Origin of the sequence: Campylobacter canis (assembly GCF_045504005.1) — a bacterium.
GTDB lineage: Bacteria > Campylobacterota > Campylobacteria > Campylobacterales > Campylobacteraceae > Campylobacter_A > Campylobacter_A canis.
The window spans coordinates 19,314-45,206 of the sequence record NZ_JBJJXH010000007.1; the positions used below are offsets into that span (position 1 = coordinate 19,314).

At 37.3% G+C, this 25,893-nt stretch carries 19 protein-coding genes; 9 read left to right on the forward strand and 10 right to left on the reverse strand.

The features are described 5' to 3' along the window. Positions 1 to 50 precede the first annotated feature (50 nt). From ACHJH3_RS07930 to pbpC, 10 genes are all read right to left on the reverse strand, one after another. Positions 51 to 650, reverse strand: coding sequence for a DedA family protein (locus ACHJH3_RS07930; protein WP_407064355.1), 600 nt, complete (start codon positions 648 to 650; stop codon positions 51 to 53). Positions 651 to 850: 200 nt separating this feature from the next. Further along, complete coding sequence (locus ACHJH3_RS07935; RefSeq protein ID WP_407064356.1) at positions 851 to 1,063, reverse strand: MetQ/NlpA family ABC transporter substrate-binding protein; 213 nt, start codon at positions 1,061 to 1,063, stop codon at positions 851 to 853. A 324-nt stretch (positions 1,064 to 1,387) separates the two neighbouring features. Next, positions 1,388 to 2,164 (reverse strand): MetQ/NlpA family ABC transporter substrate-binding protein, encoded by a 777-nt coding sequence (locus ACHJH3_RS07940; RefSeq protein ID WP_407064357.1) that lies wholly within the window; start codon positions 2,162 to 2,164, stop codon positions 1,388 to 1,390. 264 nt (positions 2,165 to 2,428) lie between these two features. After that, on the reverse strand, positions 2,429 to 3,103 hold the full coding sequence (locus ACHJH3_RS07945) for a methionine ABC transporter permease (RefSeq protein WP_407064358.1): 675 nt from the start codon (positions 3,101 to 3,103) through the stop codon (positions 2,429 to 2,431). After that, a complete protein-coding gene (locus tag ACHJH3_RS07950; protein WP_407064359.1) occupies positions 3,103 to 4,059 on the reverse strand; it encodes a methionine ABC transporter ATP-binding protein in 957 nt (318 codons plus the stop codon). The genes ACHJH3_RS07945 and ACHJH3_RS07950 overlap by 1 nt, the downstream gene beginning before the upstream one ends. Positions 4,060 to 4,076: 17 nt before the next feature. Continuing rightward, on the reverse strand, positions 4,077 to 4,223 hold the full coding sequence (locus ACHJH3_RS07955; RefSeq protein ID WP_169974737.1) for a hypothetical protein: 147 nt from the start codon (positions 4,221 to 4,223) through the stop codon (positions 4,077 to 4,079). A gap of 20 nt (positions 4,224 to 4,243) precedes the next feature. Beyond that, on the reverse strand, positions 4,244 to 4,399 hold the full coding sequence (locus ACHJH3_RS07960) for a hypothetical protein (protein WP_169940971.1): 156 nt from the start codon (positions 4,397 to 4,399) through the stop codon (positions 4,244 to 4,246). 20 nt (positions 4,400 to 4,419) lie between these two features. Next, entirely contained in the window at positions 4,420 to 7,038 is a 2,619-nt protein-coding gene (locus ACHJH3_RS07965) for a valine--tRNA ligase (protein WP_407064360.1), read from the reverse strand. Between the two features lie 138 nt (positions 7,039 to 7,176). Then, positions 7,177 to 12,369, reverse strand: a complete 5,193-nt coding sequence (locus ACHJH3_RS07970) for an alpha-2-macroglobulin family protein (protein ID WP_407064361.1) — start codon at positions 12,367 to 12,369, stop codon at positions 7,177 to 7,179. Then, positions 12,369 to 14,537: a penicillin-binding protein 1C gene (gene pbpC, locus ACHJH3_RS07975; RefSeq protein ID WP_407064362.1), complete on the reverse strand. Its 2,169-nt coding sequence runs from the start codon at positions 14,535 to 14,537 to the stop codon at positions 12,369 to 12,371. The genes ACHJH3_RS07970 and pbpC overlap by 1 nt, the downstream gene beginning before the upstream one ends. Before the next feature lie 89 nt (positions 14,538 to 14,626). Here pbpC and fumC point away from each other — a divergent pair, with 89 nt between their 5' ends. From fumC to hypF, 9 genes are all read left to right on the forward strand, one after another. Further along, the gene (fumC, locus tag ACHJH3_RS07980) at positions 14,627 to 16,024 is read left to right on the forward strand and encodes a class II fumarate hydratase (protein ID WP_407064363.1); all 1,398 of its coding nucleotides are present in this window, start codon (positions 14,627 to 14,629) and stop codon (positions 16,022 to 16,024) included. Positions 16,025 to 16,124: 100 nt separating this feature from the next. Beyond that, positions 16,125 to 16,454: a hypothetical protein gene (locus ACHJH3_RS07985; protein WP_407064364.1), complete on the forward strand. Its 330-nt coding sequence runs from the start codon at positions 16,125 to 16,127 to the stop codon at positions 16,452 to 16,454. 170 nt (positions 16,455 to 16,624) lie between these two features. Continuing rightward, positions 16,625 to 17,614, forward strand: coding sequence for a cation diffusion facilitator family transporter (locus ACHJH3_RS07990; protein WP_407064365.1), 990 nt, complete (start codon positions 16,625 to 16,627; stop codon positions 17,612 to 17,614). A 390-nt stretch (positions 17,615 to 18,004) separates the two neighbouring features. After that, the gene (locus ACHJH3_RS07995; protein ID WP_173031044.1) at positions 18,005 to 19,162 is read left to right on the forward strand and encodes a hydrogenase small subunit; all 1,158 of its coding nucleotides are present in this window, start codon (positions 18,005 to 18,007) and stop codon (positions 19,160 to 19,162) included. A 2-nt stretch (positions 19,163 to 19,164) separates the two neighbouring features. After that, the gene (locus ACHJH3_RS08000; protein ID WP_407064366.1) at positions 19,165 to 20,883 is read left to right on the forward strand and encodes a nickel-dependent hydrogenase large subunit; all 1,719 of its coding nucleotides are present in this window, start codon (positions 19,165 to 19,167) and stop codon (positions 20,881 to 20,883) included. A gap of 9 nt (positions 20,884 to 20,892) precedes the next feature. Further along, positions 20,893 to 21,576 carry a Ni/Fe-hydrogenase, b-type cytochrome subunit gene (gene cybH / locus ACHJH3_RS08005; RefSeq protein WP_169940953.1) on the forward strand — a complete coding sequence of 228 codons (684 nt, stop codon included), beginning with the start codon at positions 20,893 to 20,895 and terminating at the stop codon, positions 21,574 to 21,576. A gap of 3 nt (positions 21,577 to 21,579) precedes the next feature. Beyond that, a complete protein-coding gene (locus ACHJH3_RS08010) occupies positions 21,580 to 22,119 on the forward strand; it encodes a HyaD/HybD family hydrogenase maturation endopeptidase (RefSeq protein WP_407064367.1) in 540 nt (179 codons plus the stop codon). Then, positions 22,119 to 23,672: a hypothetical protein gene (locus tag ACHJH3_RS08015; protein WP_407064368.1), complete on the forward strand. Its 1,554-nt coding sequence runs from the start codon at positions 22,119 to 22,121 to the stop codon at positions 23,670 to 23,672. Before ACHJH3_RS08010 ends, ACHJH3_RS08015 begins: the two co-directional genes overlap by 1 nt. Next, positions 23,650 to 25,878, forward strand: coding sequence for a carbamoyltransferase HypF (gene hypF, locus ACHJH3_RS08020; protein WP_407064369.1), 2,229 nt, complete (start codon positions 23,650 to 23,652; stop codon positions 25,876 to 25,878). Before ACHJH3_RS08015 ends, hypF begins: the two co-directional genes overlap by 23 nt. Positions 25,879 to 25,893 lie beyond the last annotated feature (15 nt).

Consider the following 25,893-nt stretch of genomic DNA (forward strand, 5'->3'; position numbering starts at 1 on the left):
ATATTAGCCTTTTAAAATAGTTATTCATTATAACTAAAAATATTTTAACCTTATTTAAAACGTTTTAAATAAGCTATGTATATTAAAGCAAGAATCAGTACTAGACTAAGCAAAATAAATGTTATCTGGGTTAAATATTGCGAAATTATTTCTTTATTGTCCCCTAGATAATACCCTAACGTAAGCAAAATCGCCACCCAAATTCCAGCACCTAGTGTCGTATATAGAGAAAATTTAAGCAGATTCATCTTGGCAAGTCCTGCAGGAAGACTGATGTATTGACGAATTCCCGGGATTAGCCTGCAATTAAATGTAGAAATTTCACCGTGCTTATTAAAGAAATTTTCAAATTTTTGCATTTTTTCTTCTGTAATTCCTACAAATTTGCCGTATTTTTCTATCAGACCTCTTCCGAAAAAATAACACAAGTAGTAGTTAAACACAGCTCCTCCTAAAGAGCCTCCTGTGCCTGCTAAAAATGCTATAATGATGTTCATTTCGCCTTTGCTTGCAAGATATCCCGCAGGTATCATAACTATCTCGCTAGGAAATGGAAAAAACGAACTTTCCAAAAACATCATGCAAAATATCCCAATATATCCCCAGTCGCTAACTGTCTGAACTATGAAATTTATAATATCGTTAAGCAAAAAAGCCCTTTATAATTTAAATTTAAAGAGAGATTGTAGTGAAATTTGATTTAAAACTTTATTGCAAAAGAGACTTGGTAGGTCTTTTTATTTAAAACACAGGCAATATCGCGCCTTGATAGCGTTTGATTATAAATTCTTTCGCTTGAGGGTTTGTTAGGGCAGTATTAAGTGCTTTTGCTTTATCGCTACTTTTCTCGTTATTGGACTATCGGTATCTTATATGATAAGAGTGACTTTTGACAGGGGGTCATATCTATATCAAGCACGAAATTTGTGCTTATCGGCGGTAAATCCACATCGTTAAACAAGCGCGGGATTTGCACCTCTTTAAGCTCTATAAATTTTAGGTTTTTAGGATTTTTCACAATATCGTGTAAAGTGGCTTGAGTAGCTTTTTTATATATCTTCATAATGCCATTTTATCGATAATTCTAAGCACTATGTTGCCGTTGCTAGAATCGTATGTGATAGCGACTTTCGAATTTTTTAGACATTTGATGTTTTTGCAGTAAAAGCCCATCTGTTCAATATGAACGCCTACGGTTTAACCAAATTTAAGCCTCGGTTTTTATTTTACTCATCAAAATACGGCAAAGGTTGGAATGAATTTGCATCAAGATTGCCTTGATCTGTGGCTATGTTTTTTGGGGTAAAGTAACGAATTATCTCTTTTATCACAAATTTTTAAAAGCTTTTGTGTAAAAGCAAAGGAGGGCGAACCCTCCAAAAGTAAATTAAAATGACGGAAGTATAGCACCTTCGTATTTGCTCTTTATAAAGCTTCTAATTTCATCTGAATTTATGGCTTTATTCAAAGCTTTTGTTTTAGAGCTATTTTCATTGCCAGCTTTTACTACCACGTAGTTTGTATAAGGACTTTCTGTGCTCTCAAGAGCAAGTGCGTCTTTTGACGGGTTTAGCTTGGCGTTTAGAGCGTAGTTTGTGTTGATAACAGCTATAGTTACATCTCCAAGCGTTCTTGGAATTTGCGCCGCTTCGATCTCGCTAAATTTTAGATTTTTAGGATTTTCCACGATATCAAGTGGAGTTTTAAGTGGATTATCGTTTAGTTTGATAAGTCCTGCGCTTGCAAGCACGTCTAGTGCGCGGCTTTCGTTTGTAGGATCATTTGGTATCGCTACGGTGTCGCCATTTTTTAGCTCGTTTAGATCTTTTATCTTAGCCGAATAAACTCCCATTGGCTCAAGATGAACACCTACTGTTTTAACCAGATGAGTGCCTTTGTTTTTATTAAATTCGTTTAAGTAAGGCAAATGCTGGAAGAAATTTGCGTCAAGATCGCCGTCTTCGGTTGCTAAATTTGGGATCGTGTAGTCGTTAAACTCTTTTATTTCAAGCTTAAAGCCTTCTTTTTCAAGTAGAGGTTTGGTAGCTTCAAGAATTTCTGCGTGAGGAACAGGTGTAGCGCCAACTATGATTGTTTTAGCTTTATCGGCTGAGCTTAAAGTTACTGCAAGTAGTGCACCAAGTAGAATTTTAGAAAATTTCATTTTTTATCCTTTAAATTTTAAATACAGCTAATTCATTTAAAAGGATAGTATAGGCGAGAAGCTTATTAAATTTCTTTTTAAATGTTTAGCTTGAACTAAGCACTTAAAAAGAAATTTGTGCTTAGCGTTAGTCTTTCGACGACTTAAATTTTACACAACGACACATTTCGCACATATCTGATTTCATTTCAATCCTTTCTTTTAAAATAATTTTGAGATTGTAGATAAAAAATATTTAAAAAAAAATAAAAGTAGCACAAAATGCTACTTTTTTGTTATTTTGTAGAGTAAATTTCCGATTGACTGGAAAATTTGAACCATTATGATTAAGATAACTACGGTGTAAAGCATGATATCAGGTCTAAAGCGCTGATATCCGTAGTTGATCGCAACCGCTCCAAGACCGCCTCCGCCTACTGCTCCCGCCATTGCCGAAAAGCCGACAATAACTATCAAGGTAAGGGTTATGGCAGATATTATGCCGGGAAGCGCTTCAACGAACATTATCTTAAATATTATCTGCGAATTTGAGGCTCCAAAGCTCTTTGCGGCTTCAATTATGCCTCTATCAACCTCTTTTAGTGCGCTTTCAATGAGCCTTGCGATAAAAGGAGCAGCACCTATAGTTAATGGAACTATCGCAGCCGTAGTGCCTATACTTGTTCCCACTATCATTTTGGTTAGCGGAAAAAGAACTATTATGAGTATTATAAAAGGAAAGCTTCTAAGCGTATTTACAAGTATGTCAAGCACGAAATATAGCTTTTTGTTCGGCTCAAGTCCATCTTTATCGCTAAGCACCAAAAGCACCGCAGGGATAAGCCCAACTGCAAATGCAAGCAGCGTGGAAACCAAGCTCATATAAAGCGTCTCATTTATCGCAGGAAGTAAAATTCGCTCAAACACGCTTAGAAATTTAGAAAAATCTATCCCAAACATTACGCCACCTCCCATAAAACGCCACTTTGCTTGATATACTCTAGCACTTTTTGCTCGTCTTCTTTATCTATGTTTATCACAAGCGAGCCAAGGACGTTTTCGTTTAGCTTTTCAAGCTTGCCCCAAACGATGTTAAAATCAACATTTAGTGTTCGCGCCATATGAGTTATGATGCTTTTTTGCGCTACTTCTTTTGGAAAAAACAAGCGTATATTAACACCACTTTGAGGTAAAATTTCAACCTCTCCTAAAAATTCCTTCATCTTCTCATCCGGCTTTAAAAATAGATCTTCGATGCTTCCTGAGCCTATGATTTTGCCATGTTCTAGAAGGATCGCTCTATGCGCGGTTGATTTTACCACTTCCATCTCGTGAGTAACGATAACTATGCTTATTTTTAACTCGCGATTTATCTTCTTTAAAAGCTCGAGAATCGAATTTGTCGTATTTGGATCAAGGGCCGAAGTCGCCTCGTCGCTCAATAAAATTTTAGGATTTAAGGCAAGCGCTCTTGCTATGGCTACGCGCTGCTTTTGACCGCCGCTTAGTTCGCTTGGATAACTTTTTGCTTTGTTGCTTAGTCCTACGAGTTCAAGAAGTTCGCTTACTCTTTTTTGAATTTCGCTTTTTGGATATTTCCAAAATTCAAGCGGAGTTGCGACGTTTTCAAATACGTTTTTTCTAGCCATCAGGGCAAAATGCTGAAATATCATACCGACATCTTTCCTAAAATGTCTAAGCTCATTTGCGCTGATATCTTTTATTTCTTTGCCATATACTTTAACAGAGCCGCTTTTGTAGCTCTCAAGTCCGTTTATGCAGCGAAGCAGGGTGGATTTACCCGCTCCGCTATGTCCGACAAGTGCGAAAATTTCGCTCTCATTTACCGTAAAACTAACATCATCTATGACTCTTGTATCGCCATAGTATTTGATTAAATTTGAAATTTCTATCATTAGGTTTGCGTGCCTTATTATTTAAATAGAAAATAATAAATTACATAAAACCAACTAAGAAATCCATGTATAATCGCCCACAAAATGCTTTTGTTTGCGCCCCATGATAGAGCTACCGCAACGACTGTTCCTAGTGTAAATCCACCAAATCCTAAACCCTTCATGTTCATCCTTTCTACGGTTATTATCTTTTATTTTTAATTAGCAGATGATATATCACATAAAACCAGCTAAAAAATCCATGAATTATAGCCCATAAAATACTTTTGTTTGCACCCCAAGAGAGTGCGACCGCTATCAATGTACCTAAAGAAAAACCGCCTATTCCAAAATATTGCATTCCTTCTCCTTCCTAAAAATTTATTTGCTGAATTTTTTAAGCTCAGCTTCTACTTTTTCAAACTGCTCTTTTGCGCTTGCAAGACCGGCTTTGTTTGTCTCTATGACATCAGCAGGAGCATTTGCCACAAATTTTTCGTTATTAAGCATGTTTGAAAGCTTAATTATCTCTTTTTCAAGCTTGTTTTTCTGCGCGGTTAATCTACTTATCATTGCCGACATATCAACTCCTTCAAGCGAGATAAATACCTCTAAATTTTCACTTACATCGCATACGGAGTCATTTATTTTCTCAGTGCAGAATTCTATCTCTTTGCATTTTGAAAGTAGGGCAATATATTCTTTCGCGTCGTTTAGATCTATATCTTTATTTATCTTTATATAGGCTTTTGAAATTTTTGAATTTCCTAGATCGATAGTTGCTTTTGCACGTCTTATGGCAACTATCGCTTCAATTACCAGTGAAAAAATGCCTTCGATTTCTAAATTTTGCTCTTTTATCTCAGGATAGCGCGAGATCATTATCGAGCTAGAGCTTTCTAAATTTGTACCGCTTAGCTCGTGATATAGGTATTCGCTTATAAAAGGCATAAAAGGACTTAATAACCTCATCGCCTCTTTAAACACGCTTCCAAGCTCTTTTACGCTACTTTTATCGGCTTTGCTAAGCTCGATCCCCCAGTCGCAAAACTCATCCCAAAGGAATTTATAAAGCGCATTTGCAGCGTCATTAAAGCGGTAAGCATCAATATTTTCGCGCACCTGTTTAACGCACTCGTTAAAGCGGCTAGCCATATAAATTCCAAGCTTAGTTTTAAGCTCTATCTTATGAATATCTTCAAATTTGCTCTCGTTTAGCAGCAAGTATTTGCTGGCGTTATAAAGCTTGTTGGTGAAATTTCTTACTAGCTTCATCTTATCGTCGCTTAGCTTTATATCTCGCCCTTGAACTGCAAGCAAGGCAAGCGTAAAGCGCAAGATGTCCGCACTATACTCCTCAATACTATCAAGCGGATCTATGACGTTTCCAAGGCTTTTACTCATCTTTCTACCTTGCTCGTCCTTAACTAAAGCATGCAGGTATATATCGCTAAAAGGAAGCTTGCCTAGTGCATTTTGCCCCTGAAACATCATCCTTGCAACCCAGAAAAACAAGATGTCAAAGCCTGTTATAAGAAGGTTATTTGGATAAAATTCAGCTAAATCGTTTTCAAACCATTTTTCATCTTTAAGCTCATCGCCGTTACCCCAACCAAGCGTGCTAAAAGGCCAAAGACCGCTAGAGAACCAAGTATCAAGCACGTCCGGATCTTGATGAAAATTTTTGCTTTTACACTTTCTGCACTCTGTCGGTTCGTCCTCATCAGCCCACTCATGACCGCAATCATCGCAATAAAAAACGGGAATTTGATGTCCCCACCAAAGCTGGCGAGAAATACACCAGTCGCGAAGTTCTCTCATCCAAGCGTTAAAGCTATTTATCCAGTGCGGAGGATAAAATTTAGCAAGACCACTTGCCACATCTGCAATCGCTTGATCGGCTATCTCGCGTTTTACAAACCACTGCTTTGAGATATAAGGCTCTACGGCATTTTTGCAGCGGTAGCAGTAGCCTACTTGATTTTCATAGTCTTCAATCTTTTCGATATTGCCGATTTTTTCAAGCTCTGAAACTATGACATCTCTTGCTTCAAGGCGCTCAAGACCCTTAAAGTGCGCGCATTCTTCGTTTAGGATTCCGGCCTCGTCAAAGCATGTGATAAAATCCAAATTATGGCGCTTGCCGACTTCGTAGTCATTCATATCGTGAGCCGGAGTAACTTTAACAAGTCCTGTTCCAAACTCCATATCCACGTGCTCATCGGCAATTATCTCTATCTTGCGGTTTATGATAGGCAAGATTACTTTTTTACCTATTAAATGCTTATATCTTTCGTCGTTTGGATTGACCATTACGGCTGTATCGCCGAAGTAAGTTTCCGGACGAGTCGTAGCGACTACTACAAATTTACTAGGCTCATCGGCAAAATAATACCTGATATGATAAAGCTTGCCTTTGTTGTCTTTGTGCTCGACCTCGATATCGCTAAGCGCTCCGTCATGCGTACACCAGTTTATCATGTAGTTTCCGCGAACTATCGTGCCGTTTTCATAAAGCTTTACAAAGGCTTTTTTAACGGCTTTTTTAAGCCCCTCATCCATGGTAAATCTTTGGCGACTCCAAGCAGGAGTTATTCCAAGGCGGCGCATCTGATGAACTATCATTCCGCCGCTTTTTTCCTTCCATTGCCATACACGATTTACAAACTCTTCGCGTCCTATGCTCTCTTTTGTTATTCCTTGAGCTAAAAGTTGCTTTTCAACGACGTTTTGAGTAGCTATGCCTGCGTGATCAAGTCCCGGCTGCCAAAGCGTCTTGTATCCGTCCATTCTTTTATATCTTGTCATTATGTCTTGAAGCGTAAAGGTAAGAGAGTGTCCTATGTGAAGCGAACCGGTTACATTTGGAGGAGGCATCATAATGCAAAATTTGCGACCTTCTTTTTGGATATCTTTGTTTGCATCAATCTCGAAATATCCGCGCTCTTCCCAAATTTTATAAAATTTTTCTTCAACCTCTTTTGCGTTGTAAAAACTCACTTCAAATCCTTTTAGGTTTTATCAAAAATGCTCGATTTTATCAGAATTTTACTAATAGGGCGATTAAATTTATAAAAGTAGGCTGAAATTTAAGGATAATAAAAGCGGCTTTAATTAACAAAGCCGCTTTTTGTGAAGTTATTTTACGATGAATTCTTTTTGAGCTAAATCGTAATCGCTCATGCTCTCATCATACATATTTTCAGTTATGACTGCAGGAAGCATGCACTTGCCGCTCATCACAACTCTAAGCGGAGTGTAAAGGGTAAATGGCGTCTTATCCTTTTCATTCACGTATCCTGAGCTAAGAGAGTAGAATGTAAGCACTCTATCATCAGCTATCACGTTATGCTCCACATTTAGAGTATTTGTGGTTGCTTTGGTTCTTAAATTTGGAGCTATGTTTTCGTTTATGATCTCAAAGCAAGGGCTGATTTGCTCGTTTATAACTCCGTTTCTTATGTAGTCATCGGTTTTGATCATAAGCTTAGAGTATATCACATCGTTTAACTTAAGGTTGTTGATATCTATCTCTTTGCCGTCTTTGCCGACAAATTTTCTCATGATATCAAGCCCTTTTTTATCAAATTTGTGATTTATCTCAAGCGGCTTGTAAGCATAGCTTGTCACTCCAAGATATACGCTTGAACCTTTTTCAGGCACGATCGTGATCTCGGGCTTGATAGGCGTGATATTTATAGCGCCGAGTCCGTCAAATTTAAGCTCGTGACCGTCGCTGATAAGCTTAAATTTATTCTCGCCGCTTGTGTCTTTGATGTATTCTCTAAGTGCTCTTAGTGTAAAGGCTCTCTCTTGAGTCGAGTAGAGTTTATCTACTCGCTTGATCAGATAATCCGCCATCTCATCACTAAATGCATTTTTCTCAAAGTGGTTTGCATGGATTAGCAGCATAAACGCGGTGTTTCTGATCCTTGAGCCAAAGTTATCAGGCAGGTCGCTTTCTTTATCGTAAAAAGTTTTACTTATCTCTTTTAGTACTTTTGAGCTTTCTTTGTTTAGCCCTTCATTTTTTAAGATAGCTGCCATCAAGTAACCATCAAGCGCGCTGTTTGTATATCTTTTTTGATCATAAAGCGCATTTAAAACCGAGCGATCAAGCTTCTTTTGTCCGCTTAAGATATAAGCTGCATATAGAGCTTGGAAATTGTCGTTTGAGCCAAAATTTTCAAGCCATTTTATCGCTCTTGATTTTACCGCTTTATCTATTTCAAAGCCTGATTTTTCAAGCGTTAAGATAGTATCTATGGCATAAATCGAAGCGAAGTTATTTGTATAGCTTAGCTCGCTCCAGTAGCCAAAACTTCCGTCGCTCTTTTGCATTTTAATGAGGTCGTTAAGTCCCGCATTTAAAAATCTCTTAACATCGGCTTCATCGGCTTTTGCTTGAGCTTTGCTTTTGTCTTTGTTTGTTAAAACCATATAGTTTAGCTCTAAAAGCCTTGAAGAGCGTTGCTCTGAGCATCCGTAAGGATAGTTGATAAGCTTATCGCTATTTGCCCCAAGCATGCTTTTTATAGAATTTGACGCATCTATTCTTATGCTCTTAAAATCACTATCAAGAGTTATTGTTTTTTGCTCGCTTGCTTGGAATGATTTTGCAAAAGTGCTAAGCGGATAAGGGTGTATAGCGTCAAAATTTAGCTTATGACTATAAGTTTCCTTGCCGTCATTTGCGCTAAATTTCAGATATGACTTGCCTGTTTCGTTTACGTCAAGTGCAACTGCTATCTTTAAATTTTCATTTGGTTTTAGACTTATCTTATCTTTTTCGAGTTTGGCTTTTAAATTTGTCTCAAGTGTTAAATTTAGCTCCTTGGCTTCGTTTGTGGTATTTATAACTCTTAAGATGTAGTTTATGTTATCGCCTTTTATAAAGTAAGCGCTTTGCGTAGGTTTAAGGATGATATCGTCTTTTACATCAACGGCTTTTATGCTACTGCCTAATTTATTTTCAGTTGTCGCTATGACTGCTAAATTTATCTGAGAGTTAAAGTCGCTTGGAACCTCTACATCAAAGCTAACATCTCCGTTTGCGTCGGCTTTTGCTGTTTGCATTTTGATATAGGTTTTGATGTTTTTCTTATCGACAGGGCTTGCAAATTTCGCCATTCTCATCTCCATTAGAGCCATAGCGCCGTCTCCACCGAAGCTAAGAACTTTACCTTCTTTTTTAAACCCTGTCAAATTTGAGTAGATGTCAAAGTCAATAACGAAATCAGCAAGCATCTTGTCAAAGAATTCAAGAGGGCTTTTTAGTTTTTGATTTGTGACTTGAAGCACTCCCTCATCAACCGCAAAGAGAGTAACTTTTGCGTTTGGATCGGTCTTTACGCTTGCTTTAAATTTGGAGTTTGATCTAACCGTTTTTGGTGCATTTACACTTACGTTTAGCATTCTGTGTGATTTATCAGCTTTTGCATAAACCTTATCGTAAGTTCTAAACGGAAGCAAGTCATTATCAGCTACACGCACAATCGTCGCGCTTACATATAACCCTTCAAAGTCAAAATCAAGCTCAAATTTGGCGTTTGCGGAGTTGTTTTGGATATTTACTACTTTGTATTTTTTAACTCCGTCGCTTTCAAGAGTGATGATACCAAGAGCGTTTTTAAGCACAGAACTTACATCAACGCTCATCACGTCGCCCTTTTTGTAGCTTTTTTGATTTAGCTTGATTTGAGCTTTGGCAAGCTCTTTTGTAGGCTGCAAGGAGCTATAGTCCCAACCGCTTACGTCGATACGAACGCTCGCGCTATGTCCGCTTGAAACGTCGCTTATTATAACTTCATAATCACCACTTTGCGTAAAATTATATGTAAAATTATTTGTATCTTGAGATAAATTTTCTACCAGCTCATAAGAGCTGTTCCATCTTAATACGCCTTGACTATCGAAGTTATAACTCCAAATTTTTCTTTTTATCTCGATAGCCTTTGGAGTATCTTTTATCTCTTCTGATGTAAAAGGATCAATGCTAATGAAGCTAAAATTCACGTTTTCATTGGTATCTACGTAGTCTTTATCGGCTTTTATGCCCACCATCGATTTAAAAGGATATATGGTTAAATTTTCGCTTGAACTTACGTTTTTGCCATCATCATTTATGCTAAATACAATCGCGCCTCCAACGATACTTGCGGTATATTCAGGTCTTAAATCGGATATTTTAAAAATCTTGCTTGCCTTGCCGTTGTTATCAAGAGTTACAGGTTTTTCTATCTGGTTTAAGCCGTTATTTTTTAGCTCGTCGTTACTAAATTTAAAGTCTTTAAATTTATCGTTTTTATACTCTGTTTGATAGAGCTGAAGGCTTACGTTTCCTTGTAAATTTGAAGCAGGCGAGCCAAAGAGATAATTACTTTGCAAGTCGGCTTGGATTATCTCGTCTATGCCGTAAATTTTCTTTTTAAGCGCTATGCTGTTTTTTATGCGTTGAGGAGTGAATGACTCAACCGAAAAATTATATTCGCCTATGATTTTATTTGCAAAGATTATCTCAAATCTAAACGAGCCTGTTAGAGCCGAGTTGATAAATTCATCGAAATTTATTACGCCAAGTTCGTTGGTCTGAAAATTTTTATTTAAGATGATTTTATTTTGCGGATCTTTGATTTTGATTTTAACCGGCATCTTTGCAAGAGCTTTAAACAGCTCGTTTTTGATGATTATCTCGCCTTTTATATTTTCTTCAGGTCTTATGATATTGCTTGCAAAATGCACGTAAGCATCGTATTTTTCGGCTCTATCGCCGGTTTGAAAATATCCGTTTGAGTTTAGCTTTTCGTTTTGAGCAAGTATTATAAACCCTTGTTCTTTTCCGAGACTAACGGTTGCGGAAGCTATATCTTTACCTATGTCTTTTTTATTAAATTTAAAGACACCCTCGTCGTTTGTTATGCCTGATGCGATTACGTCGTTTTTGACCGAGTAAATTTTAACGTCGGCATTTGCTACTACGGCATTTTGGCTAAGTCTTGAAGCAAACAAAAACACTTCATCGTTTGAGACTTTTACGTTAAGTCCGATATCGCTTAGATATACCGCCTTTTGCGCTCTTTTATCCTTGTCGTAATAAATCGTTATGAGATATACGCCATCACCGCTATTTGGAAAATCAAGCTTTATTTTATGCTTTAAAATTTCGTTTTTAACTCCGCCCAGCTCGTAGTTTTTGCTTGCAACTTCTTCGACATAAGAGTTTAAATTTGAGCTATTGAAATTTAAAAAATATCTATAGTTTTGCTCTTTTAGCTTTTCTACTACTACTTTAGCAGTAGGAGTATTTACGCTTTCTATGCCGATTTCGCCGATGTTTGAGATATAAAGCATATTGTCGCTAAATTTTAAAAACGGATTTAAATCGCCAAATTTTATATCAAAATCAACCCGCTCTCTTACAAGTGCATAGTCATCTCCAAAGCCTTCGTTAAAGATGATTTGATACTTGGTTTGAGGCTTAAATTCGTCACTTGTGATATCTATGAAATAATAATACCCCTCGTTTGCCATACTGTCTGAGGTGTAGTATGTTTCGCTTACTTGAAAGCTCTCAACTCCTTGTATCTTTATAAATTTCTTGATGTTGTTATCGTAAGTTGATATCCAATCTTTTAAATAAAGCCTAGCAGCTAGCTTGCCGCCCTCAAGACTCTTGGCTTCAAGCATATCAAGGATGAGGGTTCTTGCCTTTGGATTATCGACGAAATTTGGTTCAGAGAAGTCTTGATTAGCGGAAATTATGTAGTCATCATCTAAATTTCCGCCCGCTATATTTTTTAAATTTTTAGATATAAAAAATTCTAAATTTTTAGGCTCTTCAAGTATCTTTATGACAAAACCCTTGTCGCCATTTTTTGTTATTTTGTATTTTACGTCGTGTTTGGATAGGTTGTCTTTATTGTAAATTTTTACGTTTTTTACGAATTCCTCTTCGGTTAGCTTGTCGTTAAAATTTACCGAAAAATCCTTGCTTGAAAATATAAATAAAGAATCAAGTATAAAATTTCCTCCATAAAAATTAATCGAAGATTCGCTATTTTTGCATGTATAATCAACCCCTTTTCTAAAGCCGTTTTTTGGATATACGATCAGGTAGTCTTGCGCATATTCATATACGGCATCAAGCTGTGGAGTGCACTCTAAAAGCTTTTTATGCGTTATGGTGCCGATTTGTGATTTTTTAAACGGCTTATCTTTTGATATGCCAAGCATTATGCTTTCGCCGTCGGCATTTTTAAGCTCACCCGTCAGGATAAAAGCATTGAGATTAAAAGCTAGCAAAAGCATAGCCAGTAAAGACCTTAAAAGCATTAAAACCTCCTTATTTCGATATTTACTTCACTTAAATTTGAATTTTCATCCAGACATCCGATCTTGTGCTTGCCAAAATCTAAAAACAGCATATTATCCATGCCGTTTTGGCTTTTTTGCCACTCGTTTTGATTTAATTTATAATAAATTTCATCACCGATATATGCGTAACATTTTAGCACAACTTTAGTTGCGTTATCGTCACTTAATAAAATTTGATTGTTAAACGGCGCAGCTATCAGCGGTCTAAATTTTTTAAACTCATCATAACAAGGGCTGTTTAGCAAATCATCTTTTGAAATTTGGTTATTTTTAAGCAAAAACGCTATCTCTTCGCTACGAATCATCTTGCACTTATCTTTTGGTAAAACTCCCTTGATAAGCTCGTCTTCTTGTTTGTTTCTGCACTCTTTAAACGCAAAAGCGTCAAGGCATGTAGGTTCATAAGCTATATTTTCGGGTCTATTTATAAAGCTTAAATTTTCTCTTTGCGCAAGCAGCTTAAATATATCAAAAACCGCTCTTGAAGCATCGTGAATTCCGCTTAGATTGTCTGTTTTTTTGCCATTAAAATTTCCAAACCAAACAGCCACGGTATAGTTTTTATTAACTCCTATGGCGTATATGTCGCGTGAGCCGTAGCTTGTACCCGTCTTAAAAGCTATTTGCGGAGTATCTTTGGCGTATTGCCATATCATCCCAAGGTAAGCTCTTGATGCGCTTGAGAGCATTTTAGCGGTTAAAAACGCACTTTGCGGGCTTATGAGCTGCATGTCTTTATCTATGATTTTGCCCGCTACTTCAAGCGGTTTTAGCCTGCCTTCGTTTGCGTAGATAGTGTAAAGATGAGCTAAATTTAAAAGACTCATCTCAGCGCTTCCTAAAGCTATACTCTCGCCGTAAAATTCCTTGCTTTTTTGGACTAAATTTAACCTTTTAAGCAGCTCGTAAAGAGAATTTTCGCCAAGTTTGTTGTTTAAATTTACAGAAGGGATATTTAGGCTAAGAGCAAGCGCTTCGGTAGCCGAAACCAGTCCTAGAAATTCGTTGTCATAGTTTTTAGGAACGTATTCTCCAAGGAAAATTTCCGTATCTATCATCTGCATTTTAGGCGTTATAATCCCCTCGTCAAGCCCAAGTGAAAATATAAAAGGCTTTAGGGTTGAGCCCACGTTTCTACTCATTAAAACGCCGTCGTTTTGCCCTTCAAACGCTCTTTCGTCATGTGAGCCTACATAGGCTATAACGCTCATATTTTCATTGTCTATTATGATTCCTGCGGCATTATGAGCCTTTTTTTGGATAAAAGAATTTGCCGTAAATTTTAGATTCGTATTTAAAATTTTTTGGAAACCAAGATCTAAATTTGAGTTTGATATACCGCTTTTTAGAGCGATTTGAGAGTATTGCTTAGCCTCAAAAGGGGCGCTAAATCTTTGGTTTTTAAAAGGCTCTTGTTTAGCTCTGTTAAATCCGCTCTTATCTATCACTTTAGCTTCGTAAAGTAGCTTTACGACACGGTTTTTAAGCGAGTTTATATTTGATTTTTTATCAAGACGATTTGCGTTTGGGTTTTTAGGAATCGTGCTAAGAAGAGCCATTTGAGCAATGCTTAGATCTTTTAGATTTTTATTAAAATAAAACCTCGCAGCCGCCCCAACGCCTTCTATATTGCCGCCATAAGGAGCGAGATTAAAGTAAAATTTTAAAATTTCATCTTTTGTGTAGTGCCATTCAAGCTGAAAGGCGGTAAAAATTTCTTTGATTTTATTTGCGTATGTCCGCTCTTTCGGGCTCATCATGCGGGCTACTTGCATTGTTATGGTTGAAGCTCCTATGCGGTTTTTGTGGGTTAAATTATGAAGCGCGGCTCTAGCCATCGAAAAAGGATTAAAGCCAAAATGGTAGTAGAAGTATCTATCCTCAAAGAGCAAAACGCTATCTTTTAGCACTTTTGGTATATTTTGAGCGTCAAAACGCCAAATTTTATCCTTGCTTGGACGCATTGTGATTATCTTGCCGTGTTTGTCAAATATAATTACCGAATTTTCTCTTTTTAAAGCGTTTTTATTAAGCGGGTAGGCGTAGTCTAGCACCAAAAACAGTGCAAAGCAAACGGCGCAAAAAACGGTTATATAGATGAGAGGCTTGATTAATTTTTTATTCATTGTAAAATTATATCAGATTTTATGATTTGGATTAAATTTATAAAATATCATATATAATTACTAACATTAATTTTTTTAAAAGGAAAGACATGGATTACCGCATAGAAAAAGACACTATGGGCGAAATTCAGGTGCCAAACGATAAGTATTGGGGTGCTCAAACCGAAAGAAGTTTTGAGAACTTTAAAATAGGCGAAGAGAAGATGCCAAGAGAGGTCATTAAAGGCTTTGCATATCTTAAAAAAGCTTGCGCCATAGTCAATCACAAGTTAAACAGGCTTGATGAGTCAAAAACCAAAGCCATATCACAAGCCTGTGATGAGATTATAGACGGCAAACTGTGCGGAAATTTCCCTCTTGTAGTCTGGCAGACAGGTTCAGGCACGCAGTCAAACATGAACCTAAATGAAGTTATCGCAAACAGAGCCACTGAAATTTTGGGAGAGGACTTTAGGGTAAAAAAACTCGTTCATCCAAACGATGACGTAAATAAGGGCCAAAGCTCAAACGACACGTATCCGACTGCGATGAGAATAGCCTTTGTGATAGAGCTTCAAAAGCAGCTTTTGCCAGCTATCAGCAAGCTTAAAAAGACTTTAGAGAGCAAGAGCGAGAAATTTAAAGATATAGTCAAAATAGGGCGCACGCACCTTCAAGACGCTACTCCGCTAACCCTTGGACAAGAGCTTAGCGGATATGTCGAGATGCTAAGAAAAGCGCAGCTTCAAGTAAATGACTCTATGAAATATCTTTGTGAGCTTGCTATAGGCGGAACCGCCGTAGGAACGGGACTAAATTCGCACCCTGAGTTCTCAAATTTAGTAAGCGAAGAGTTAAACAATCTAACTAAAAGCGAGTTTAAATTTATCTCTCATCCGAATAAATTTCACGGGCTTACAAGCCATGACGGCGAGGTGTTTTTAAGCGGTGCGCTTGATGGACTAGCCGCAAATTTGATGAAAATCGCAAACGACATAAGATGGCTTGCAAGCGGTCCAAGATGCGGTATAGGCGAAATTTTTATCCCTGAAAACGAGCCTGGAAGCTCCATAATGCCGGGCAAAGTAAATCCGACGCAGTGCGAAGCGATGACGATGGTATCGGTTCAAGTCATGGCAAATCACTTTGCGGTAACTCTTAGCGCCTCTCAAGGAAATTTCGAGCTAAATGTGTTTAAACCGGTGCTTACTTATAACTTGCTTCAATCAATCAGACTTTTAAGCGATGCGATGATAAGCTTTAACGATCACTGTGCTGTGGGGATTGAGCCGAATTTAAAAGTGATAGACGGCTATTTGCACGGCTCGCTTATGCTAGTAACTGCGCTAAATCCTTATATAGGATATGAAAATGCGGCTAAAATAGCTAAAACCGCTCATCAAAACGGCACCACGCTAAAAGAAGAGGCTGTAAATTTAGGAATTTTAACAGCTGAAGAATTTGACAAATACGTTCGTCCAGAAGAGATGACCTATCCTAAAAAATAGACTTAATTTTACCTCGCTTAATGCTTTGGCGAGGTAAAATTTAAAAACCTCTAAAATTTCGCCTTAAATTTCCGATTTATTTATCAGGTAAAGACTTGATATGAATATAAATTTAAATTTAAGCGGATTTAACCTCTATACCCCTAAAGAACATAGGAATTTGGAGAAGGCAAAACAGCTTTCAAGTGAAATTTTAACCTCTTCAAACGAGAGTAGCGACGAGATGATTAAAAAGCTAAAGGAGATCTTAAAAGAGCTTCAAAAGCAGCTTGAAGAGATAAACGCCAAAATAAAAGAGCTGAGTAAAAACGAAAATCCTTATGCAAAAGAGATGCTAAAGAGCTTAAGCGTCCAAAGCGCTACTATAAACGGTAAAATTTTACAGATAAACTCTCAAATTTTAAATATTATGCAGCAAAATTTAGGTTAAATTTAAAAAGATACATGATCGTTAAGATCGGTTTGAATTCTGATCTAAATTTTATTAATTATCGCTCTTATTCATTGTATTTGCCTGCTAAATCCATGATGACTTAAAACAAAAGCTAAAATTAAAATATCGGCTTGTAAAATAACCTAAAATTTAGGAGAATTTTGATAATGAATTGCGCTTATAAAGACTATATGCACCATGAACCCATAGAAAGACACTCATCTAGTCATGGTGATCACTCTCATGGACACTCCCACAACCACTCTCATAAAACGACAAATAAAAAAGCATTGAAGCTAGGTATTGTAATTACCGCTGTTGCTATGGCGGTGCAGTTCATATACTCCATACTTACAAATTCTTTAGCGCTTCTAAGCGATACTTTGCATATGTTTTCTCATGTGTTTGCGCTATCTTTGAGCTATTTTGCCATCTGGCTTAGTGAGCAAGAAGGAGCCAAAGAAAGGACGTTTGGCTTCCATAGGGCTGAAATTTTAGCCGCTTTTGTGAATTCTATTACGACTGCGATTTTTGTCGTGTTTATCTTATATGAGGCGATTTATAAGCTAATTAGACCCGAGCCCATAGATGCTAAAACGCTCATAGTCATAGCCGTTCTTGGGCTTTTGGTAAATGCTATAACGGGCTATATTTTACTAAAAGCCGATATGGAAAATATAAACATAAAATCATCCTTTTTGCATATGATGAGCGATCTGCTAAGCTCCGTAGGCGTAGTTATAGGAGGTATTATCGTTTATTTTACGGGCGCTTACTGGATAGATAGCCTGCTTGCTTTGGTTATAGCTTTTATGATAGCAAAGTGGTCTTATTCTCTTATAAAAGCCAGCTTAAATATCTTGCTTGAAACCTCGCCTGTTAAGATTGACGAGGTTAAAAATTTGATTGAAAGCCATGAAAAAGTGCTTCAAGCTCATGATATCCATATAGTTGAAATCACGCACAATATGTATGTTTTAACCTCTCATATCGTTATAAGTAGCGACGACGCTCTTAAATTCGGTCAGATATCAAATGAGCTTTCTTGCGAACTCTTATACGAATTCAACATAGGACACTCGACGTTTCAGCCCGAATATAGCGATACCGTCTGGAAAAAACTCAAAAATACCAATGGCTCTAAAATTTTCGGATAAAAATTATCTTAATTTGTAAAATTTAAATTATCTTTTTTATTTTAGAAAAATTACTATTTTATTACTGTGTTAATACGTTATTGATAAAATCGGCTTGCAAAATATGTTTTTAAATATCTTATAAAAACTGAAAATAAAGCCCATTCCGAATATAATATAAAATATTTATTAAATTTTTTATTTAATTTTTTTAATAAATGTTAAATAAGAAAAATAGTAGTAATATTATGAGATTGCATATGTAATATTATTTTTATATTTTAGGTAATACTTACGCTCTGTAATCACCAAATTTATAACTGTTAATCAAAATTTAAGCTTTTACAAACCATAATTTAATATATGCAAATATGGCAGATTTACTAAATATCTAACTTAAAAGGAGAGAGTATGAGAGAGGATGTCCTAGCTAGGATAAACGAACGTCTTAATCTTTTGGCTAAGATGCCAAGAGTAAAGAATGATAGCTCTATCACCGAGGCTTTAAGGGCAAAAGGCTTTACTCGTCGTGATTTTATGAAGTGGGCGGGTGCGATGACTGCTTTTATGGCGCTTCCTGCATCTATGACGCCTATCGTCGCAAAGGCTGCGGAGTTAAGCGATCGCTTGCCTGTGATTTGGCTTCATATGGCCGAATGTACGGGCTGTTCTGAAAGCTTACTAAGAACGGATACTCCTACGATTGATAGTTTGATATTTGACTATATCTCGCTTGAATATCACGAGACTATCATGGCTGCTTCAGGCTGGCAGGCTGAGGAGAATTTAGAGCATGCTATAGAAAAGTATAAAGGAAAGTATATTCTTTTAGTAGAAGGTGGTATCCCTATGGGTGCTACCGAAGGATATCTTACCGTAGGACCTCTTGGCTATACGGGATACTATCATGCAAAACACGCTAGTGAAAACGCCGCGGCTATCTTTGCTATCGGAACCTGTTCTAGCTTTGGCGGAGTTCAAGCGGCTAAGCCAAACCCTTCAAATTCTCAAGCTCTAAGCAAGGCTACAAGCAAACCCGTTATAAATGTCCCTGGCTGTCCTCCGAGTGAGAAAAATATCGTTGGAAACGTGCTTCATTATATTTTATTTGGGACTATTCCTTCGCTTGATGTGTTTAATCGTCCAAAATGGGCTTACGGGCTTAGAATTCATGATCTTTGCGAAAGACGCGGACGCTTTGATGCTGGCGAATTTGTCCAAAGATTTGGTGATGAAGGCGCAAAAGACGGATACTGCTTGTATAAAGTCGGCTGCAAGGGTCCATATACGTTTAACAACTGCTCACGCGAGAGATTTAATCAGCACACAAGTTGGCCGGTTCAAGCAGGTCACGGCTGCATAGGTTGTAGTGAGCCTGATTTCTGGGATACAATGGGACCGTTTGAAGAGCCTATGGGCGATAGACTTTACAATACCGTTTTGGGGCTTGGCGCCGATAACGTAAGCGATAAGATCGGTATAGGAGTTTTGGCTCTTGCAGGTATTGGTATGGCAGCGCACGCAGCTATCGCTACTTTTGCAAAAGATAAAGATGAGAAAAAGGCGTAACAATGAGCGAACAAAGAATAGTAATAGATCCCGTAACGAGGATTGAAGGACACCTTCGAGTAGAGGTTGTCGTAGATGAAAATAACGTAGTTAAAGAGGCTTATTCTGGCTCTACCTTATGGAGAGGAATAGAGCAGATAGTAAAGGGTCGCGATCCTAGAGATGCGGGATTTTTTACTCAAAGAATTTGCGGAGTTTGCACATATTCTCACTATAGAGCGGGAATTGTCGCCGTTGAAAAGGCTCTTGGTATAGTTCCTCCGCTTAATGCAGAGCTTACTAGAACGCTTATGAACGCAGCTCTTTATCTTCACGACCACGTTGTGCATTTTTACCAACTCCACGGACTTGACTGGGTCGATATCGTCTCCGCGCTTGAAGCAGATCCGAGAAAGGCTAGCGAAGAGGCGTTTAAATATTGCGAAACTCCGTATGCTACGGGAGCGGATAAACTAAAAGAAGTTAAAGAAAAGGTTGCGGCATTTGCAAAAAAAGGAAATTTAGGACCGTTTGCAAACGCCTACTGGGGGCATAGTACATATCGCTTCACTCCTGAGCAAAATTTGATAGTGCTTTCACACTATTTAGAATGCTTAAGTATGCAAAGAACCATAGCTCAAATGATGGCTATATTTGGCTCTAAAAACCCGCATCCGCAAAGCTTAACAGTAGGTGGCGTAACCTGCGTTATGGATCTTTTAAGTCCGTCAAGACTTGGTGAATATCTAACCAAATTTAAAGAGACGGTTGATTTTGTAAATCGCGCTTACTATCCTGATATCTTAATGGCTGCTAAAGCTTACGGAAACGAGCCAAGCGTACTAAATGACGTAGGAGTGGCGAATTTCTTATCTTATGATGAATTTTTAGTCGGCAGAAACGATAATTTATTCCAAAGCGGTATAGTTCTAAACGGTGATTTAAGCAAGGTTTATGAAGTAGACGATATGAAAATAACCGAAGAGGCTACTCGCGCTTGGTATAAGGATGATAAACCGCTTCATCCGTATGACGGAAAAACAGATCCTAACTATACGGGGCTGGTTGATATGAAGACCCTTGACGGGCATGGCAAGATGGTTGATACTAAAGTATTTGACGCTAAGGGTAAATATAGCTGGATAAAAGCTCCAAGATATGAGGGCAAGCCTATGCAAGTAGGCCCTATCGCAAGTATCGTGGTTAATTATGCAAGAGGAAACAAAAGAGTAGTGCCTATCGTGGATAAATTCTTGCAAGAGACAGGACTTCCGATAAGCGCTATATTCTCAACACTAGGAAGAACGGCTACTCGTATGCTTGAGGCGAAAGTAGTTGCCGATCACGGCTTAACGGCATTTAATAACTTGATTGAAAATTTAAAAACAGATCAAGAAACTTGCGCTAAATACGTAATAGACAATAAAAAAGAGTATAAAGGCTACTTTGCGGGCAATGCTCCAAGAGGCGCTTTATCTCACTGGTGCAGAATTAAAGACGGCGTTATAACAAACTGGCAAGCGGTAGTTCCGTCAACTTGGAATGCTTCTCCAAAGGATGCAAACGGCATTCGCGGATCATACGAGGAGTGTATAATCGGGCTAAAGATAGCCGATTTAACTCAGCCGCTTGAAATTATTCGTAAAATTCACTCTTACGATCCATGTATCGCTTGTGCGGTTCACGTTATGGATACTAAGGGAAATAAGATTAGCGAATACAAAATAAATCCAAATTTGTAAGGAGGATTTATGTCACATCATAAACCCGATCGCATCAGCGAATACGAATTTTCGATAGGTCTTAGGCTTACGCACTGGATTAGATTTGTAGCGATTGCATTTCTAGTCGTAAGCGGGTTTTATATATCTTATGTGTTTATAGCTCCTGAGGTTACTAACGAGCCTACGATATTTTTAAATGCAAAATGGCGTGCGGCTCACCAAGTGGCGGGATTTATACTCATTGCGGTTACGATATTTAAGCTTTATCTTTTCTTCTTTGATAAGCTTAGTAGAAAAGAGCTTGCAAGTATTTATGATTTCTTTAGTCCAAAAGTTTGGATAGCGCAGATCAAATACTATATATTTTTAGGACCGCATCCGCACCTAAGAGGCGTGTATAACCCGCTTCAGTTTGCGTCATATTTGTTCTTTTATCTTGTGCTTTTTGTGATCTGCCTAACAGGCATGGTGCTTTATGTGCATGTTTATCACGAAGGGCTTGGCGGGCTATTTTATGAGCCGATGAGATATTTTGAGGAGCTTATGGGCGGACTTGCAAATGTTAGAACGATTCACCGCGTAGCAATGTGGATCATAATGATATTTGTTCCGGTTCATATCTATATGGCCGTATTTAACGCGGTTAAAGGCAAAAACGGTGCTATGGATGCCGTTGTAAGCGGATATAAATTCGTCAAAGAAGAGCACTGATATATGAAGGTGCTCATCCTTGGCATCGGTAATGTAATGTTCTCCGACGAAGGTGTCGGAGTTCATTTTACCGAAATGATAAAAAGAAACTACAAATTTACTCACGAAACTAACTCTTTAGATTTTGTTGACGGCGGCACCTTGGCGATAGCTTTAACTCCGATTATAGCGGAATTTGACTATCTTATAGTGGTTGATTGCATAAGCGCTGATGAATCAAGCATAGGCGATGTCTATTTTTTCGACTACGAAGCGATGCCAAATCAAATTTCATGGGATGGCTCGGCGCATGAGGTTGAGATGCTTCAGACTCTTCAGCTTATGGATCTAGCCGGAGACATGCCAAAGACTAAAATTTTAGGCGTAGTTCCAAAGCGCATAGAGCCTATGAGCTTTGAACTCTCAAGCGAAATTCAAGCTAGTGCCAAAGTCATGGAAAAAACACTGCTAAAGCACCTTGAAGAGCTTGGATTTAGCTATGAAAAAATCTCAAATTTAAATATAATAGACCTCGCAAACGAATACAAAAACAAAGGCATCTGATGATACTAGTTTATGAATTTGAGTATGCAAACTCAAATGAAAATTTGGCGTTTTTTCTAAATTTTTATGTTAAAAAAAGCGGATTTCCTTGCGGCATAGAGCAAGAAGGTTTATATACAAGGCTTTATTTAGAAGGTGAGCAGGAAGAACTTTTAAAATTTTCTGATGAAATTTCAACTCTCATACCGCACTTTATATTTTTATCAAATTCTCGTGTTTTTGTAAGCGATGAGTTAAAAGGCGAGCAAAAAGAGTTTAAAAACACTCTTTCAAACATCACTCCAAAGATGATACAAGATTTTCATGAAGGCAACATTTCAGCTTGTGAAAACGAAATTTTTAGTGATGTTAAGCTATTTAAAGATGATAAATTTGAAGCGGTTTCAAAAGAAAATTTTAAAGAGCTTTTGGATTTTGCGATTTTAAGTTTTAAAAAAGGAGAGAGTTTAAAATTTAAAGATTTGGAGGGAAATTTTGAAATTTTAAACTTTGCTGAGTTAAACGGTAATTTTGATATCCTAATGCCTACCAAGCTTAAAAATTTGCCAAAAATTTTTATATCCGATCAAAATTCGCAAATCGCTCTTGCAAGCTACGAAAAACCTGTGGGGGAGCTTAAGACAAGCACTCTTTACAGGCAAAACCACCCAAATGCGCCGCATTTTTTTGATGTGAAAGCTCCTAGGGACATATTTATCTACGCGCTTTGCGAAAGACTTTTTGAGGAGGGTGTAAATTTCATCGCGCTTAAATGCGATAAAGAGCTTTTTAAAGCTACAGTTTTAGAAAACGAATACATATTTTCAAATGCTCAAATTTATTACAAAAATGGCTTTGGAGACTTCATAGAGGCTTCAAAGGATAAAAATTTAGCCAACTTTTATCTAAGTGCAGATGAATTAGGCATGAAAGATGAAAATAAACTTAGGGTTTTTTTAAGCAAATTTGAAGATGACGAGTTTAAAATTTATACTAAAAATAACGATTTTGAAGTGCTAAATTTACAAATTCCAAGCAGTTTTGAAGAGATTTTTGAAATGATATCAAAAGAGGAGGGCGGAGATAGGCTTGTGTCAAATTTTAGCGCAAATTTTCCTCTTGCAAGCGGAGATATAAATGCCACAAATAGCTTTTTTTCACTGTTTTGCATAGTCGGCAAAATTTTTGGCTTTGATGACGATTTTAAAAAAGCGGGCATTAAACTGCTTCAAAACGCGATGGATTTTAACGGACCTAAGGGACCAAGGCTTGATTTTAAAATGGCTTCAAAAACCGGCTTTGACATCGTTAAATTTGTAAGAAGTGGCATGAGCTTTCGCCTAGCCGGAGTTGATGATAAGATTTTAAGCTTTGGTTATCTTGAGTCGTTTGCACATTTTATAGCCGATTTTTGCGATGTTTTAAGAGAGGATTTTGAGTTTAAGCACATTGTTTTGCAAGGCTCTTTGTTTGAGTGTAAGACTCTTTCGAATTTGATGACAAAGCACTTAAGAGTAGGCGTTAGCGCAAAATTTAGCAAAGGACTTTCGCTTGAAGAGATGCGTAAAGTATGAAATTTCAGGTCTTGTTCAGGGGGTCGGATTTCGTCCTTTTGTCTATAATTTAGCTCTTAAATTCGCTCTTTTCGGCGAAGTATATAATGATGACGAAGGCGTTAAATTAACCCTTTATGGCGAAGATGAGGCGTTAGCCAAATTTGATAAAGCATTGATAGATGAGCTTCCTAGTCTAGCTAGAATCGATGAAATTTTAAAATTTGAGCTTGATGATGTTAAATTTAGTGACTTTAAGATAATTCCTTCAAAATCTGCTAAAAAAAATGCGCCTATCTTGCCCGACTTTGCACTTTGTGTTGATTGCGAGCGAGAATTTTATGATGTCACGAATCCTCGCTATCACTATCCTTTTATAAACTGTACTAACTGCGGACCTAGATTTTCAATCATCAAATCACTTCCGTATGACCGTATAAATACGACTATGGATAAGTTTAAGATGTGCGAGTTTTGCGAGAGTGAATATAAAGACCCAACCAACAGAAGATATCACGCTCAGCCGATATCTTGCCCAAACTGTGGTCCAAGACTAAGCCTAAAAGATAAATTTGGAAAAATAGTAACAACAGTAAACGAAAGTGTAAAAACCGCCGCAGAGCTTATGAATGAAGGTAAAATTTTAGCCGTCAAAGGGCTTGGTGGCTTTCATCTGGTGTGTGATGCTACAAACGAAGAAGCGGTAAATGAGCTAAGAGCTAGAAAGCACCGTCCTAAAAAGCCTTTTGCTATCATGTGTAAAAATTTGCAAAATGCTAAAAAACACGCATATATAAGCCCTGTCGAAGAGCAAATTTTAACTTCAAATTTAAAGCCTATAGTGGTTCTTGAAAGAAAATCTGAGTCAAATTTGTCAACTCAAATCGCGCCAAATCTTAATAAAATAGGTATATTTTTGCCATACACGGGTGTTCATCTTTTGCTATTTGAATACCTAAAAAACGACATTGTGGCGACTTCCGCAAATATTTCAGGTGAGCCTATAATTTATAATGAAGCCAGCTTGCTTGAAAAAATGAGCGACGTGATTGATTATTATCTTGATAATGACCGAGAAATTTGCTCTCCAAGCGATGATAGTATAGTTTTTGTTGCGGATGATGAGCCTGTTTTTTTACGAACCAGCAGGGGGGTAAATCCTAAATTTTTGCATACTAATTTTAAAGATAAACGCACTATTTTAGCAGTGGGAGCGGAGTTAAAAAACCAGTTTGCTATATATAAAGATGGCGAAGTGATGATAAGCCCTTATATAGGAGATCTTAAAAATATAGCGACTTATGAGAGGTTTTGCTCTTTAATTGAGCTTTTTGCCCAGGTTTATGAGCTTAAATTTGACGAGATAATAGCCGACTTGCATCCTTATTTTTTAAATTTAAAATGGGCGAAAGAGTATGCAGCTAAAAACGGGGCTAAAATCACTCAAATTCAGCACCATTATGCTCATTTGCTATCGGTTATCTTTGAGCATAATCTTGATATAGATAAAAAATATCTCGGTTTTTGCTTTGACGGGACCGGGTATGGAAGTAACGATACGATATGGGGTGGGGAGATTTTACTCATCAATGGCAAACAATATGATAGGATTTTTCATTTTGATGAGTTTTTATTGCTTGGAGGGGAGAGTAGTATTAAAAACATATATAAGATAGCTTACTCGATAATATTAAAATATCACTTGGAGGAAACTGCTGATCAATTTTTAAGCAAATTTAACTCTCGTGAGTTAAAAAATTTAAAAACAATGCATGATAAGAAAATAAACTCTGTTGCCACAAGCTCGCTAGGAAGGATATTTGACGCGTTTGGTAGCATTATACTAGGACTTGATACTATAAGTTACGAAGGTGAAGCCGGAATGGAGTTAGAAGCACTTTATGATGAAAATTTGGATGTAAGCTACAAATTTGAAATAGCGCAAAACAAGATAGAATTTAAAGACGCTTTCGCGCAAGCCTTAAAAGATGATAAAGTTATAGCCGCTACAGGCTTTATAAACGGACTTTGTGAAGTGGTTGCTAAAATAGCCATCTCAAAAAGATATGATGTCCTGCTTTCAGGCGGGGTCTTTCAAAATAGAGTTTTCTTAAAAAAAATAATTAATATTTTTAAAGATAATAACATAAATTATTATTACAATAAGAACTTGCCTACTAACGATTCTTCCGTATCTATCGGACAATTGACGTTTGCATTAATATAAATATAAGATTTATAT